The organism is Nonomuraea sp. NPDC048901 (genome assembly GCF_040649695.1).
In the GTDB taxonomy this organism is placed as follows: Bacteria; Actinomycetota; Actinomycetes; order Streptosporangiales; family Streptosporangiaceae; genus Nonomuraea.
In genome coordinates this window covers 652,435-666,964 of record NZ_JBEZFW010000001.1, presented here as the reverse complement: position 1 = coordinate 666,964, position 14,530 = coordinate 652,435, and the positions used below count along the sequence as shown (strand labels likewise).

The following is a 14,530-nucleotide window of genomic DNA, read 5'->3' as shown; positions in this document are numbered from 1 at the left end:
GGAGGGATACCCGGTGTCACTGACCGGCCAGGCCGGTGTGGGCGACTCCTCGGATGATCTGGCGCTGGAAGAGGACGAAGACCACCAGCAGCGGCAGCCCGGCGAGCACCACGCTGGCCATGATCTGCGCGTACCGGAGCCCGAACGTGCCCTGCACCACGTTGGCCAGGCCGACCGGGAGCGTCATCGTGTTGGGGTCCGTCGAGACCAGGAACGGCCAGAGGAAGTTGTTCCACGTAGTGATGAACGTGAAGATCGACACGGCCGCGAGCACCGGGCGCGACAGCGGCAGGACGATCGTGAAGAACACCCGCCAGCGCCCGGCCCCGTCCACGAAGGCCGCCTGCTCCAGCTCCAGCGGCACGTCCTGGAAGAACTTGTAGAGGATGTACACGATCAGCGGCGCCGCCACCTGCGGCAGGATGATCGACCACCAGGTGTCGACCAGCCCGAGCGAGACCATCTCCGCGAACAGCGGCGCCATGAGCACCTGCGGCGGCACCATGATCCCGGCCAGGATGACCGCCAGGAGCACCCGCTGACCGCGGAACTGCGTGCGCGCGAACCCGTACGCGGCCATCGCCGAGAACAGCACGGTCATGAAGGTGACGACGACCGCGGTGACCGTCGAGTTGATCGCCCACTTGACGATGCCGCCGGTCGCCAGCACCAGCCGGTAGGCGTCCAGGGTGAGCTCGCTGCCGAACCACTGGAGCGGCAGCTTGGTGGTCTCGCTCTCGGGCTTCAGCGAGGTGGCGACGGCCCAGGCGAGGGGCGCGAGCCAGACGATGGCGAGCGCCGCCGCGACGACCAGCAGGATGATCTGGGAGGGGCTGAACCGCTTGGTCATGACAGGGCCTCCTCGCGCTTGCGGAGCAGCCGGAGCTGCCCCAGCGACACGATGACGATCAGGACGAAGAGGATGTAGGTGATGGCCGACGCGTAGCCGATGCGGTAGCCGGAGAAGCCGACCTCGTAGGCGTACTCGATGATCGGCCGGGTGGCCTCCTCGGGGCCGCCGTTCGTCATCAGGTAGATCTGGTCGAAGACCTTCAGTGACGCGAGGAGCTGCAGGATCACGATGAGCCCGGTCGTCCGGCCGAGCAGCGGCAGCGTGATCGAGCGCAGCTTGGTCCACGCCGTCGCGCCGTCGATCGCGGCGGCGTCGTACAGGTGCTGGGGGATCGACTGCAGGGCGGCGAGGTAGAGCAGGAAGTTGAAGCCGACCGTCCACCAGACGGTGGTCAGCACCATCGACCACATCGCCACGCCCGGGTCGCCCAGCCAGAGGACGTCGGTGCCCAGAGTGCCGTTGAGCAGGCCGTACTCGGGCGGATAGATCATCTGCAGCCAGAGCACCGCGACCACGGCCGACGGCAGCAGGAACGGCCCGAAGAACGACAGCCGCCACAGCCACTGCAGGAAGCGCAGGTTGTGCACCAGCAGGGCGAATCCCAGGCCGAGCAGCACCAGCGGGATCGTGCTCAGCACGGTGAACACCACGGTGTTCCACAGTGAGTGCCACATTCTGGGGTCGCCGAACGCCTCGGCGTAGTTGGCGAACCCGACGAATTCGTTGTTGCCGCCCGCGATGTTGACACTCGACAGGCTCATCCGGAGGCCGAGCACGGTCGGCCACACCAGGAAGGCGGCATAGATCACCAGGAAGGGCGCGACGAACAGCAGTCCGTGCTGGGTCCAGCGGCGCCGTACCTGGACGTGGGCGACGGGAGTGGTGGTGACGGGAGCGGCGGCAGTGGTGGCCATCATCCCTCCTTGGCGGGGAAGGGGTTCGGGGCTGACATGAGCCGGCGCAGCGCCTGCTTGGCCGTCTCCAGGCCCTGCTCGGGCGTCCGCGCCCCGCTGATGACCGGCGAGAACGCGCCGCCGAACTCGATCCACAGCCGCGACGCGGACCCGGCGAACCACACCTTCGGGTCCAGGGCGACCTCGGTGATCACTGAGCGGTACTCCGACTGCGGCTGCAGCGCCAGGTAGGCGGGCTCCTCAAGCGCGGGCAGGTAGGCGGGCACGTGCCCGGCCACCGCCCAGTCGGCACTGTGCTTGACCAGGTAGGCGATGAACCGGTAGGTCGCCGCCTCGGTCTCCGGGTCCCGGTTGCGCTGGTGCGGCAGCACGAACGAGTGGCAGTCGGCCTGGGCCGCGCCGCTGCCGAAGACACTGGGGAAGCGGGCCATGCTGAACGGCGTCTTGCGTTCCTTGAGCCCGGTCGTCTCCCAGTCGCCGTTCCACAGGAAGGCCGCCAGGCCGTTGGTGAAGGCGGCCACGGACGCGCCGTAGTCGGTCTTGGGGTTGCAGAGCCCCTCCTGGCCGAGTTGGCGCATGAACCGCAGCGCGGTCAGTGCCTTGGTGTCGTCGAGGGTGATCCGGGTGCCGTCGTCCGACACCAGCGTGCCGCCGCTCTGCGCGTACAGCGACTCCCACACCCGCCACGGGCCCACCGTGCCGAGGCCGAGCGCGTCGAAGACCAGCGGCGGCTTGCCGCCGAGCGCGTCCTTGGCCTTGCGCAGCATGGCCAGCAGTTCGTCGGTCCCGGTGGTCGGCTTCAGCTTGCCGTCGTCGCCGAGCAGGCCGGCCCGGCGGGAGAGGTCGGTGTTGTAGTACTGGACCATGGGATGGGCGTCGAACGGCACGGCGTACAGCTCGCCGTTGACGTGGGCGCGTTCCCAGATGGGCGGGCTGAAGTCGGCGGCCCGCAGGCCGTTCTTGGCGAGCAGGTCGACGTTGATCGGGTCGAGTATCCGGCCGGCGCCGATCCCGGACAGGCGGGCCAGGTGGAACGTGGCCAGGTCGGGCGAGCGCCCGCCCGCTCCGGCCATCGCGACCTTCGTGTAGTACGGCTCGCCCCACGCGAGCACGTTCTCCTCGACGAAGACGTCGGGGTTGGCCTTGGCGAACGCGCCGACCATCCGGTTCATGATGATGCCGTCGCTCGCGCCGAGGAAGTGCCAGTAGCGGACCCGCCGCTGGGCCGAGCCCAGGCCGACGGGGATCGCACAGCCGGCCGCGCCGGCACCGAGAAGAGCGAGGCCGCCACCGAGGAGGTGGCGGCGGGAGACGGACGAGGGACCTTCCATGAGCGGCCTCTTTTCGGGTTACCCGAGTGTTTGCGGTAACACGTGAGCTGTCAAGAGCCTTGACCAGGTCTATGAGAGCGCTAACAATCTAGGCATCACTTCCGAGGAGTCTGCACAGTGCACGAAGCACATCTCACGATCGACCCCGCCTTCCGCGTGGCCCCGGTACGCCGCCGCACCTTCGGCACGTTCGTCGAGCACCTGGGCCGGTGCGTCTACACCGGCATCTACGAGCCGGGCCACCCGACGGCCGACGAGGACGGCTTCCGCCGGGACGTGCTCGACCTGACCCGCGAGCTGGGCGTGTCCACGGTCCGCTATCCGGGCGGCAACTTCGTCTCCGGCTACCGCTGGGAGGACGGCATCGGGCCGGTCGCCGAGCGGCCCCGGCGGCTGGACCTGGCCTGGCACAGCACCGAGACCAACGAGGTCGGGGTGGATGAGTTCGTCCGCTGGTGCCGCAAGGCCGGGGTGGAGCCGATGATGGCGCTCAACCTCGGCACGCGCGGCATCGCCGAGGCCCTTGACCTGCTCGAATACTGCAACCACCCGTCCGGCACCACACTGTCGGACCTGCGGATCGCCAACGGCGCCAAGGAGCCGCACGGCATCCGGATGTGGTGCCTGGGCAACGAGATGGACGGCACGTGGCAGACCGGCCACAAGACCGCCCGCGAGTACGGCCGGCTGGCCGCCGAGACCGCCCGCGCCATGCGCATGGTGGACGGCGATCTGGAGCTGGTCGCCTGCGGCAGCTCGGCCTCGTCGATGCCGACCTTCGGCGCGTGGGAGGCCACGGTGCTGGAGGAGACCTATGACGTGGTCGACTACGTCTCCTGCCACGCCTACTACGAGGAGAAGGACGGCGATCTGGCGAGCTTCCTGGCCTGCTCGACCGACATGGAGTACTTCATCCAGTCGGTCGTGTCCACGGCCGACAGCGTCGGAGCCCGGCTGAAGTCGCGCAAGAAGATCAACCTCTCGTTCGACGAGTGGAACGTCTGGTACCTGTCCCGCTTCCAGGCCGCCGAGCCGCCACGGGACTGGCCGGTCGCGCCACCGCTGCTGGAGGACCACTACCACCTGGCGGACGCGGTGGCCTTCGGCGGCCTGCTGATCACCCTGCTGCGCAACAGCGACCGGGTGACCTCCGCCTCGCTGGCCCAGCTGGTCAACGTGATCGCACCGATCATGACCTCGCCCGGCGGATCGGCGTGGAAGCAGACCACCTTCCACCCCTTCGCGCAGGCGTCCCGCCTGGCCGCCGGCGACGTGCTCCGCGTCGAGGCGACCTCTCCGAGCCACGACACCAAGGAGTACGGCGAGGTGCCGCTGCTGCACGCCGTCGCCACGCACTCCGGCGACGAGACCGTGATCTTCGCCGTCAACCGCTCGACCGACGAGCCGCTCTCCCTGGAGATCGACGCGCGGTCGCTGGGCGACGTCCGCGTCGTCGAGGCCACCACGCTGTCGGGCCCCGACGTCTACGCGCGCAACACGGCCGAGGCGCCGGACGCGGTCGCCCCTCGGACCAACCCGGACGTCCAGCACGATCCCCTGCGCGTGCTGCTGCCCCCTGTCTCCTGGAACGTGATCCGCCTCGGCTGATCACTCTTGGCTGATCACCTCGTACGGCTGGCGCCCGTGCTCTCCCTGACCACGAGCTCGGGCTCCACCAGCCGCTGGGTCTCCCGCTTCGTGCCGGCCATCTGGTCGAGCAGCAGGTGGAAGGCGTTGCGACCGACCTCGCCGAAGTCCTGCCGGACCGTGGTCAGCGGGGGCCAGAAGTAGGCCGCTTCGGGGATGTCGTCGAAGCCGACCACGCTCACCTCCTCCGGCACCCGGCGCCCGGCCTCGCGCATCGCCCTGAGGACGCCCAGCGCCATCTGGTCGTTGCCGGCGAAGACGGCCGTGACCGAGGGGTCGGCGGCCAGCCGCCTGCCGTGCTGGTAGCCCGAGCGGGAGCTCCAGTCGCCGCGTAACAGCTCGGGCACCGGCCGGCCCTCGGCCTCCAGGGCTCCTCGCCAGCCCTCGATCCGGCCGCTGGCGTCGATCCAGTCGACCGGCCCGCTCAGGTGCCAGACGGTCTCGTGGCCGAGACTCAGCAGGTGGCGGGTCGCCCGCGCGGCGCCCGCCCGCTGGTCGACCATGACCACCGGCACCGGGACCTCCTTGCCCGCGTCGACGGCGACCACCGGCAGATCGGGCGGCAGGTAGCGCAGCCCGTCGACCGCCGACTCGTGGGGCGCGACGATGACCACGCCGTCGACGGACTGGGACCGGAGGCGGTGCACGCCCTCCTCGATCGACTTGCGGTTGAGCAGGCTCAGGCTGGCGATGCTCACGGTGTAGCCGCTCAGCCGGGCCGCCTGCTCGATGCAGTAGAGGGTCGAGGCCGGGCCGTACAGGGTGGTGTCGATGCTGACCACGCCGAGCACGCCGGAGCGGCCCGTGACCAGCTGGCGAGCAGCCGAGTTGGGCCAGTAGTCCAGCTCGCGCACGGCGGCCAGCACGCGCTCCCTGGTCTCGGCGCGGACCCGGTCGGGCGCGTTGAGCACCCGCGAGACCGTCATCGCCGAGACGCCGGCCAGCGCGGCCACATCGCCGAGCACGGCGGGCCTGGTGCGCGGTTTGCCGTCCGATCCCCCAGCCATGCGGATCACCACCTCCGCGATAACGCTAACAGGCAGGTCGCGCAGGTGTGGATCGCTGACCGCAGTGTGGACACGCGAACGGGGGCGCGGCGCGGGATGGGCTGCGCCCCCGTCAACGATTCGGGGTGGTCAAGGGGACGCGCAGGTGTATCCGGACGGGGTCGCAGTGTTGCCCGCCGGACGGTTCATCTGGAAGCCGAAGGTGGTGCCGGCGCTGCGGTGCCACCGCGTCCGCCGGAGCGGTCGGCAGCAGGAAGACGACGGCTGAGCGGGTCCTGAGTCGCCCGGCACTTGACACCTCCTTCCCGGCAATGGTCTGCTAGCGCTGATTCGGAATGGCATTCCGTAATACGGAATAGACGAAATACGGAAAAGAGAGGGGCGCGCGTGAAGGCCCTGGTGTTCACCGGTCCGAGCGTCGTGGAGCTGCGCGAGGTGCCCGAGCCCGTGGTCGGCGCCGGCGAGGTGCTCGTCCACGTGGCCGCGTCCGGCATCTGCGGCAGCGAGTTGCACGGCGTCAGGACACCAGGCTTCCGGGTGCCGCCCCTCATCATGGGACACGAGTTCACCGGCCACACCGACGACGGACAGGCCGTCATCGTCAACCCCATCCTGGCCTGCGGCACCTGCGACCTGTGCGCCCAAGGGCAGCCCAACATCTGCCGGAACCGGAAGATCCTCGGCATTCACCGGCCCGGCGGCTTCGCCGAACGCGTCGCCGTACCCACCGCCGCCGTCATCCCCCTGCCTGACGGCGTCAGCCGCACCGCCGCCGCCCTCGTCGAGCCCGCCGCCAACGCCGTGCACGCCTGGCGCCTGGCCGGCCACCCCGCCGGAGCCCGTGTCGGCGTCATCGGCGCCGGCGCCATCGGGCTCACCTGCCTCCACACCGCCCTCGCCGGCAAGGCCGCGTCCGTCCATGTCGCCGACCGCGCACCCGAACGCCTGGCCATCGCCGCCCGGCTCGGCGCCACCACCGGCCCCGAGCTGACCGGCGAGTACGACGTCATTTTCGACGCCGTCGGCGCCGCCGCCACGCACGAGCAGTCCCTCACCCACCTGCGCCCCGGCGGCGTGACGGTATGGCTCGGCCTGGCCGCCGCCGACCCCGGCTTCGACGCCACCGACCTCGTACGCACCGAGAAACGCGTCCTCGGCTCCTTCGCCTACGGCAACGGCGACTTCACCGCCGCCATCGACCTGGTCGGCGGATGGGACCTCAGCTGGACCGACACCTACCCCCTCGACCAGGGCGCCGACATCTTCACCACTCTGATGAACGGCCACACCACCCCGGTCAAGGCCCTCCTGATCCCCTGAGAGGTGGCAACCATGTGCCCAGCCGACCCGCCGTTGTCCCGCTACCCGCCGGTGTCCCGGCTCCGGGTCGCGGTCCACGGCATGGTCAACCTCGACGGCCGCGCGTCGGCTCGTACCGAGGCTGACATGAGCGGCCACCGTGCCAGACGGGTACTTTCCTCGTAAAAACCTGCCTTTTACCTGCGCGTTCGCGGAATGGTCGGCGCGGTGGCGGACACCATCGTGGAGTGGAGCTTCTCAGGGCCGAGGGCCTGCGTAAACGCTTCCCGGGTGTGCTGGCGCTCGACGGCGTCGACCTGACCGTACGCGCCGGTGAGGTGCACGTCCTGCTGGGTGAGAACGGCGCGGGCAAGAGCACGCTCATCAAGATGCTCTCCGGCGCCTACCACCCGGACGAGGGCCGCGTGCTGCTCGACGGGCGAGTCGTGCACATCCGTACGGCCGGCGACGCGCAACGGCTCGGCATCGCCACCATCTACCAGGAGTTCAACCTGGTCCCCGAGCTCAGCGTGGCCGAGAACCTGTCGCTGGGCCGGCCACCGCGCAGTTTCGGCTTCGTCGACACCAAGAAGATGCACGAGCGGGCCGTGGAGCTGCTGGCGCGGGTGGGCGTGGACGTCGATCCGCGTACGCCGGTCGCCCGGCTGGGCATCGCGCGCATGCAGATGGTGGAGATCGCCAAGGCGCTCGCCCTGGACGCCCGCGTCCTGATCATGGACGAGCCGACGGCGGTGCTCACCACCGGCGAGGTCGAGAAGCTGTTCTCGATCGTCCGCCGGCTCCGTGAGGACGGGGTGGCGATCGTGTTCATCACCCACCACCTGGAGGAGATCGCCGAGATCGGCGACCGCGTGACCGTGCTGCGCGACGGCCGCTCGGTCGGCGAGGTGCCCGCCGACACGCCCCAGGACGAGCTGGTCCGCCTCATGGTGGGCCGCCCGATCGACCAGCAGTTCCCGCGCCGGCGCGGCCAGGCGGGCGAGCCGCTGCTCAGGGTCACCGGGCTCGGCCGCAAGGGCGTCTTCGAGGACGTCTCCTTCGAGGTGCGCGCGGGTGAGGTGGTCGGCCTGGCCGGGCTGGTGGGCGCCGGTCGTACCGAGGTGGCCAGGGCGGTGTTCGGCGCCGACCGCTACGACACCGGCGAGGTCACCGTGCGCGGCCGGCGGCCCGCGCCGGGGGACGTGGTCGCGGCCATGGAGGCCGGCCTGGGGCTGGTCCCCGAGGATCGGAAGGGCCAAGGGCTGGTCCTGGGCGCGGACATCGGCGAGAACCTGGGGCTGGTCACCATGCGCGAGGCCACCCGCGCCGGATTCGTCGACCGCGGCGGGCAGCGCCGGGCCGCCGCGGAGGTCGCGGAACAGCTCGGCATCCGGATGACCGGCCTGGCCCAGGAGGTACGCACGCTCTCTGGCGGCAACCAGCAGAAGGTCGTCATCGGCAAGTGGCTGGAGGCCGACGCGGGGGTGCTGATCCTCGACGAGCCGACCCGCGGCATCGACGTGGGCGCGAAGGTGGAGATCTACCAGCTGATCAACCAGCTCACCGCGTCGGGGCACGCGGTGCTCATGATCTCCAGCGACCTGCCCGAGGTGCTCGGGATGAGCGACCGGATCCTGGTGATGGCGCGCGGGCGGCTGGTCGGCGAGCTGTCCGCGGCCGAGGCCACCCAGGACGGCGTGATGGCGCTGGCGGTCGCCGAGGTGGCGGGTCCCCGTGGTCAGTAACGTCTTCCTCCGGCGGTCCTGGCTGGCCGAGAACGGCGCGCTCGTGGCGCTGGTCGTGCTGGTCGTGGCGCTGTCGCTGCTGTCGTCCGACTTCCTCAGCGTGACGAACCTGCTCAACGTGGGCGTACAGGCGGCCGTCACCGCGATCCTCGCCTTCGGCGGGACGTTCGTCATCGTCACCGGCGGCATCGACCTGTCGGTGGGGTCCGTCGCCGCGCTCTCCGCGATCGTCCTGGCGTGGACGGCCACCGTCCCCGGCCTGCCCTGGCCGCTGGCCACCGTGGTCTCCCTGGTGGTCGGCGTCGCGTGCGGCCTGGTCAACGCCGCTCTCATCGCGTACGGCAAGCTGCCGCCGTTCATCGCCACGCTGGCCATGCTCGGCATCGCCCGCGGCCTGGCCCTGGTCATCTCCCAGGGCAGCCCCATCCCGATGCCGGACGCGGTCTCCCACCTGGGCGACACCATCGGCGGCTACCTACCGGTCCCCGTCCTCGTGATGCTGGTCATGGGCGCCCTCGCGGCCGTGATACTCAACCGCACCTATGTGGGCCGCGCGATGTACGCCATCGGCGGAAACGAGGAGGCCGCCCGGCTGTCGGGCATCAAGGTCTCCCGGCAGAAGCTCATCACGTACGCGCTGTCCGGCGCATTCGCGGCGGTCGCCGGGATCGTCCTGGCCAGCCGACTTGCCTCGGCCCAGCCGCAGGCCGCCGCCGGCTACGAGCTCGACGCCATCGCGGCCGTGGTCATCGGCGGCGCCAGCCTGTCCGGCGGCAAGGGCCGGGCGCTCGGCACGTTCGTCGGCGCGCTCATCCTGGCCGTCCTGCGCAACGGCCTGAACCTGCTCTCCGTCTCGGCCTTCTGGCAGCAGGTCGTGATCGGCGTGGTCATCGCGCTCGCGGTCCTCGTCGACACCCTGCGGCGCAGGGGGATGTCATAGGAAAGGGATAGATCATGCGGATTCCCGCGCTCGTCATAGCCGGCGCCGCTCTCGCGCTCGGCCTCACCGCCTGTGGCTCCGCCGGCCCGTCAGGCTCGAACAGCTCCGCCTCACCGGGCGGAGCCAACGTCAAGATCGGCATGACCGTGTCGACGCTGAACAACCCGTACTTCGTCCAGCTCCGCGACGGCGCGCAGGCCGAGGCCCAGAGAGTCGGCGCCACGCTCACCGTCACCGACGCCCAGAACGACGCCTCCCAGCAGGTCAACCAGGTCCAGAACTTCGCCAGCCAGGCCATGAAGGCGATCATCCTGAACCCGGTCGACTCCGACGCGGCGGCGCCCGCGGCGAAGGCGGCGCAACGCGCCAACATCCCGGTCATCGCGGCCGACCGCGGCGTCAACGGCGCCGAGGTGACGCAGACCGTAGCCTCCGACAACGTGACGGGCGGCAAACTGGCCGCCCAGGAACTGGCCGAGCTGCTCGGCCACAAGGGCCAGGTCGTCGTGCTGCAGGGCGTGGCCGGGACCTCGGCCGCGCGCGACCGCGGGCAGGGCTTCACCGAGGGGATCAAGGCGTTCCCGAACATCAAGGTCGTGGCCCAGCAGCCGGCCGACTTCGACCGGACCAAGGGCCTCGACGTCATGACGAACCTGCTCCAGTCGAACCCCGGCATCAACGGCGTGTTCGCCGAGAACGACGAGATGGCGCTGGGCGCGATCAAGGCCCTCGGCGCCAAGGCGGGCAAGGAGGTCAAGGTCGTCGGCTTCGACGGCACCCCCGACGGCCTGAAGGCGGTCAAGGCGGGCACGATGAACGCCAGCGTCGCCCAGCAGCCCGCGCTGCTCGGCCAGCAGGCGGTGGCCGCCGCGGTCAAGGCCGCCAAGGGCGAGAAGATCGAAAAGACCGTGGCCGTGCCGGTGAAGGTCGCGACCACGGAGAACGTCGACGAGTTCAAGATCGACTGACCGGCGTCCAGATGGCTAGTTTCTGGGCGTGAGGACCCAGTTCCAGGGGTCGTTGTTCCTGTCATGGCTACCGGTGAGCCGGGTCACCCGGGAGCCGTCGACGCTGACCAGCACCAGACCGTTGTCGAACTCGTTCCCGCACTTCCTCGCGCAACCGAGCGCGACCACGTTGTCGTTGTCGGCCCAGGCGAGCAGCTGGAGCACCTTCTGTTCGCCGACGACCGCTCCGGACTGGTCGGTGATGCGGGTCGGCAGGCCGTTGGGGCCGAGAACCAGTTTGCCGTTGGGCGAGACCTTCGACCAGCCCGTGTAATCGACGTACCGATCGGCCGGCGCCTCCCGCCGCTCGCCGTCGAGGTCGAGCCAGAGCTTGTCCGGCATGGTGTCGGTGGGCTCCCAGAGCATCGACCCGTCCAGGCTCCAGCCGAGGTCCTGGCGCGCGCCAATGTTGCCCGGAGACGCGTTGTCATCCAACGGCTCGCGCGCGTGGTAGTCGGCCTTACCCGTGGCGACGTCGATGACGTAATAGCCGATCCGCGTGGACTTGGGCATCGTCATCGTCCTGGCGTCCTTCCCAAAGACCTGCCACCGCTCCGGGTACTCGGAGTAGGCCGTGGCCAGGACCTTGGTGCCGTCGGGCGACCAGACCACGGACCCGACGGCGTGCTCCAGCCCGATCCAGGCCTTTACCTGCCGGGTGTTCATGTCGAGGATGCCCACCTGCTTGCCGATCAGGTCGCCTCCGACCACCGCGGCGAGCTGGAGTCCCGGCGCCACGTCCACCCAGGCCCAGGGGGTCTGCTCATAGGTGTCATCGCGCGGGTCGTAGAGCGACCAGACGCGCCGGTCCCGTACCCAGTTGCCCTCCAGCTTCTCGGTCTTGGTGACGTAGTACGCGGACAAGGCCACGTTCCCGGCCGCGACCAGCTTCCGCGGCGGCGCGTTCTCCTCGTCGCCGCGTACGTCGGTCGAGGTCACCGTCGGCCTGACCGGGACACTCACGCCGTCGGTCGCCGGGCGCACGGTCGTGTTGTCGCCCCGCAGGCCGAAGGCGAACACGGCGACGGCCACCGCCAGCCCGACCGCCAGCACCGTCGCGCCGATGGGCAGCCAGGCGCGCCTCCGTAGCGCCCGGTCCGCCAGGTCGTGCGGGACCCGCGCCTCCGAGGCCCACTCCTCCAGGGTGTCGCGAAGCAGTCGGCTCATGTCGCGGCCTCCAGTTCCATGGCCAGCTCGGGGGCGATCAGCCGGAGCCGGGCAAGTGATCGGTGCGTGGTGCTTCTGACCGTGCCGACCGAGCACCCCAGCTCGCGGGCGACCTGGTGGTCGGGCAGGTCCTCGAAGTAGCGGAGCACGAGTATCGTGCGCTGCTTCGGGGTGAGCTTGGCCAGAGCGCCGCGCAGCACCATGCGCAGCTCGCTCTGGTGCGTGCGGTCCGCTCCCGGCAGGTCTGGCGGGGCCGCCTGGACGATCTCGCCGCGCCGGTTGGCCGCGCGCCACCAGCTCACCTGCTGGCGGTACATGATCTGCCTGGCGTACGCCTCGGGCGCCTCGACCCGCTGCCATTTCGCCGCCAGCTTCGTCAGTGCGGTCTGGACCAAGTCCTCGGCGCCGTGCTGGTCACCACCGGTGAGCAGGAAGCCGAGCCGCATCAGGGCGGGAGAGCGCGCAGAGACGAACTCGCGGAAGCCTTGCTCGTCCGCAGCGTCCACGATCACCTCCAAAGGGTTGATATCAGCCCTCAGACGCCGGGGAGCCTGCCGCGCTATGCCTCTGCCGAGTAACTATTTCTGACTGAACCGGATAAGCGTTTTTGACGGGGCCACTGACAATTGGAGTAGGTGACCTAGAGTTTGGGAAGATAACCGGTTCACAGGAGGGTTTCGTGAAGAGACCGACGATCGCCGACATCGCCAGCCGGGCGGGAGTCTCCAAGGTGGCGGTCTCCTACGCGCTCAACGGTCAGCCGGGGGTGTCGGAGGCCACCCGGGCGAGGATCGTCGCCATCGCCGAGGAGATCGGCTGGCGGCCCAACAGCGCCGCCCGCGCGCTGAACGGCGCCAGGGCCCACACCGTGGGGCTCGCGCTGTGCCGTCCCGCGCGCTTCCTGGGCGTCGAGCCGTTCTTCATGGAGCTCATCAGCGGCATCGAGGGCGAGCTCGCGGACCACTCGTACGCCCTGATGCTCCAGGTGGTCGCCGACCATGAGCAGGAGATAGAGGTCTACCGGCGCTGGTGGGGCGAGAGCCGCACGGACGGCGCCTTCCTCGTCGACCTGCGTTATTCCGACGCCCGGGTGCCCGCCATGGAGCAGCTGGGCATGCCGGTCGTGGTGATCGGCCATCCCGCCGAGTCGGGCCCGCTGCCGGCGGTCTGGTCCGACGATGGCGAGGCGATCCGCGAGACCATCGCCTATCTCGTCGCGCTCGGGCACCGCCGCATCGCCCGCGTCGCCGGACTGTCTGACCTGGTCCACACGGCCGTACGCGATCGGGCGTTCGCGGAGTCGTGCGCGGGCGCGGCCGAGCACGTGACGGTGCACACCGACTACACGGGCGAGGAGGGCGCCAGGGCGACCAGGCGGCTGCTCAGCTCGGCGGCGCGGCCCACCGCGATCGTCTACGACAACGACATCATGGCGGTGGCGGGCCTGTCGGTCGCCCAGGAGATGCGGCTCGACGTGCCGCGTGACCTGTCGATCGTCGCCTGGGACGACTCCCCGCTCGCGCAGGTGGTCCGCCCGCCGCTCACCGCGCTGACCCGGGACATCCCGGCGTACGGAGCGCACGCCGCCCAGCGGCTGCTGGCCCTGATCGCGGGCGAGACCGTCCCCCCGTTCGAGGACCAGGCGGCCAGGCTGACTCCGCGCGGCAGCACCGGCGCCGTGCTGATCGACCAGCGTTGACTCATTGGATGGTGCGCCAGGACTGCTCCTCGACGAGTTCGCGGCTCCGCCAGCCGTCGGCGGTGCGCAGCATCCGATGGTGATACCAGCCCCCGCCCTGGATCAGCCCCTTGCTGTCGGCGGAGACCAGTTCGCGCGAGGGAGCGAGAGTGTCGGCGAACGCCGCGCTCACGCGGGCCTCGCCGGCCTCGAAGGCGATCCTCGTGGCGCCGATCAGGTGCAGCCGTCCGGGCCAGTTGGCCAGGACGTCGGCGAGCCAGATCTTGGCCTCGGCCCGCGTGCCGCGGATGCCGCCCGCCGTCTGGTAGTCGATCACCGCGTCAGGGGTGAACACCTCGTCGAGCAGGTCCCAGTCCCCCGAGTCGATGGCGTAGGCGTAGCGGGCCAGCACCTCGGCGATCTGGAGGCGGTCGGCGATCTCGCGGTCGTCCATACGGCGATCCAACCAAACGCTTGCTACAAATGCCAGCCGGTTCAGTGCGCGTGGGCGTACTCGTCGCGCCGGCGCAGCATCACCAGCAGCATGAGCGGGAACATCGCCACGTGCGCGGCCATCATCAGCCCCATCCCGTCGACGACCCCCAGCCACAGCAGCGGGAACAGCGGCACGACCGGCACGAACATGGCGGCGCACATCTCCAGCGTGCCGGCCCACCCGTGACCCCGGAAGCGCATCCAGACGGCCATGCCGACGGACATGTCGAACGCCATGAGCAGGTAGGCCAGCTCGGGATCCCGGTCGTACGACAGCCCGAGCCCGACGGCGTCGAACAGGAAGCCGAGCACGAACATCCCGACGAACATCGCGATGACCATCTCCACGTAATGCCAGGCGAATCGGCCCCATGATCTCTGTGTCATGCGCCGACTGTCCCACCCCGCGTCTCCCCGCCAAAAGGCGGGCAAATCGACAGGTCCGGA

Annotated in this window: 14 protein-coding genes; 6 read left to right on the top strand and 8 right to left on the bottom strand. The window is 70.1% G+C overall.

The window, feature by feature from the left end:
* Window positions 1-16 precede the first annotated feature (16 nt).
* From AB0C30_RS03275 to AB0C30_RS03265, 3 genes are read right to left on the bottom strand one after another with little or no spacing between them, the layout of a single operon-like run.
* Window positions 17-850, bottom strand: coding sequence for a carbohydrate ABC transporter permease (locus AB0C30_RS03275; protein ID WP_357939046.1), 834 nt, complete (start codon window positions 848-850; stop codon window positions 17-19).
* Entirely contained in the window at window positions 847-1,770 is a 924-nt protein-coding gene (locus AB0C30_RS03270; protein ID WP_357939044.1) for a sugar ABC transporter permease, read from the bottom strand. The genes AB0C30_RS03275 and AB0C30_RS03270 overlap by 4 nt, the downstream gene beginning before the upstream one ends.
* Window positions 1,767-3,098, bottom strand: a complete 1,332-nt coding sequence (locus AB0C30_RS03265) for an extracellular solute-binding protein (RefSeq protein ID WP_357939042.1) — start codon at window positions 3,096-3,098, stop codon at window positions 1,767-1,769. The genes AB0C30_RS03270 and AB0C30_RS03265 overlap by 4 nt, the downstream gene beginning before the upstream one ends.
* A 117-nt stretch (window positions 3,099-3,215) precedes the next feature.
* Here AB0C30_RS03265 and AB0C30_RS03260 point away from each other — a divergent pair, with 117 nt between their 5' ends.
* Window positions 3,216-4,706, top strand: coding sequence for an alpha-N-arabinofuranosidase (locus tag AB0C30_RS03260; RefSeq protein ID WP_357939040.1), 1,491 nt, complete (start codon window positions 3,216-3,218; stop codon window positions 4,704-4,706).
* 14 nt (window positions 4,707-4,720) lie between these two features.
* Here the strand turns inward: AB0C30_RS03260 and AB0C30_RS03255 are convergent, their stop codons facing one another.
* Complete coding sequence (locus AB0C30_RS03255; protein WP_357657101.1) at window positions 4,721-5,752, bottom strand: LacI family DNA-binding transcriptional regulator; 1,032 nt, start codon at window positions 5,750-5,752, stop codon at window positions 4,721-4,723.
* A 387-nt stretch (window positions 5,753-6,139) separates the two neighbouring features.
* Between AB0C30_RS03255 and AB0C30_RS03250 the strand changes: the two genes are divergently transcribed.
* The 4 genes from AB0C30_RS03250 to AB0C30_RS03235 all read left to right on the top strand — a co-directional run bounded on the left by AB0C30_RS03250 (window position 6,140) and on the right by AB0C30_RS03235 (window position 10,704).
* Window positions 6,140-7,072: an alcohol dehydrogenase catalytic domain-containing protein gene (locus tag AB0C30_RS03250; RefSeq protein WP_357939038.1), complete on the top strand. Its 933-nt coding sequence runs from the start codon at window positions 6,140-6,142 to the stop codon at window positions 7,070-7,072.
* 227 nt (window positions 7,073-7,299) lie between these two features.
* Entirely contained in the window at window positions 7,300-8,796 is a 1,497-nt protein-coding gene (locus AB0C30_RS03245) for a sugar ABC transporter ATP-binding protein (RefSeq protein ID WP_357939036.1), read from the top strand.
* A complete protein-coding gene (locus AB0C30_RS03240) occupies window positions 8,786-9,736 on the top strand; it encodes an ABC transporter permease (protein ID WP_357939034.1) in 951 nt (316 codons plus the stop codon). The genes AB0C30_RS03245 and AB0C30_RS03240 overlap by 11 nt, the downstream gene beginning before the upstream one ends.
* Before the next feature lie 14 nt (window positions 9,737-9,750).
* Complete coding sequence (locus AB0C30_RS03235; protein WP_357939032.1) at window positions 9,751-10,704, top strand: substrate-binding domain-containing protein; 954 nt, start codon at window positions 9,751-9,753, stop codon at window positions 10,702-10,704.
* A gap of 15 nt (window positions 10,705-10,719) precedes the next feature.
* Here the strand turns inward: AB0C30_RS03235 and AB0C30_RS03230 are convergent, their stop codons facing one another.
* Together AB0C30_RS03230 and AB0C30_RS03225 are read right to left on the bottom strand one after the other, a co-directional pair.
* Window positions 10,720-11,910: a hypothetical protein gene (locus tag AB0C30_RS03230; protein WP_357939030.1), complete on the bottom strand. Its 1,191-nt coding sequence runs from the start codon at window positions 11,908-11,910 to the stop codon at window positions 10,720-10,722.
* Window positions 11,907-12,416: a SigE family RNA polymerase sigma factor gene (locus AB0C30_RS03225; protein WP_357939028.1), complete on the bottom strand. Its 510-nt coding sequence runs from the start codon at window positions 12,414-12,416 to the stop codon at window positions 11,907-11,909. Before AB0C30_RS03225 ends, AB0C30_RS03230 begins: the two co-directional genes overlap by 4 nt.
* A gap of 173 nt (window positions 12,417-12,589) precedes the next feature.
* Here AB0C30_RS03225 and AB0C30_RS03220 point away from each other — a divergent pair, with 173 nt between their 5' ends.
* Entirely contained in the window at window positions 12,590-13,609 is a 1,020-nt protein-coding gene (locus AB0C30_RS03220) for a LacI family DNA-binding transcriptional regulator (protein WP_357939026.1), read from the top strand.
* A 1-nt stretch (window position 13,610) separates the two neighbouring features.
* Here AB0C30_RS03220 and AB0C30_RS03215 read toward each other — a convergent pair whose 3' ends face one another.
* Window positions 13,611-14,042, bottom strand: a complete 432-nt coding sequence (locus AB0C30_RS03215; protein ID WP_357939024.1) for a nuclear transport factor 2 family protein — start codon at window positions 14,040-14,042, stop codon at window positions 13,611-13,613.
* A gap of 41 nt (window positions 14,043-14,083) precedes the next feature.
* The gene (locus AB0C30_RS03210; protein ID WP_357939022.1) at window positions 14,084-14,470 is read right to left on the bottom strand and encodes a hypothetical protein; all 387 of its coding nucleotides are present in this window, start codon (window positions 14,468-14,470) and stop codon (window positions 14,084-14,086) included.
* Window positions 14,471-14,530: the final 60 nt, after the last annotated feature.

What these genes read in the sequence shown, in the direction of transcription:
- AB0C30_RS03275 (WP_357939046.1), bottom strand. Translation starts at nt 850, where the DNA reads ATGACCAAGCGGTTCAGCCCCTCCCAGATCATCCTGCTGGTCGTCGCG.
- AB0C30_RS03270 (WP_357939044.1), bottom strand. Translation starts at nt 1,770, where the DNA reads ATGATGGCCACCACTGCCGCCGCTCCCGTCACCACCACTCCCGTCGCC.
- AB0C30_RS03265 (WP_357939042.1), bottom strand. Translation starts at nt 3,098, where the DNA reads ATGGAAGGTCCCTCGTCCGTCTCCCGCCGCCACCTCCTCGGTGGCGGC.
- AB0C30_RS03255 (WP_357657101.1), bottom strand. Translation starts at nt 5,752, where the DNA reads ATGGCTGGGGGATCGGACGGCAAACCGCGCACCAGGCCCGCCGTGCTC.
- AB0C30_RS03235 (WP_357939032.1), top strand. Translation starts at nt 9,751, where the DNA reads ATGCGGATTCCCGCGCTCGTCATAGCCGGCGCCGCTCTCGCGCTCGGC.
- AB0C30_RS03230 (WP_357939030.1), bottom strand. Translation starts at nt 11,910, where the DNA reads ATGAGCCGACTGCTTCGCGACACCCTGGAGGAGTGGGCCTCGGAGGCG.
- AB0C30_RS03215 (WP_357939024.1), bottom strand. Translation starts at nt 14,042, where the DNA reads ATGGACGACCGCGAGATCGCCGACCGCCTCCAGATCGCCGAGGTGCTG.
- AB0C30_RS03210 (WP_357939022.1), bottom strand. Translation starts at nt 14,470, where the DNA reads ATGACACAGAGATCATGGGGCCGATTCGCCTGGCATTACGTGGAGATG.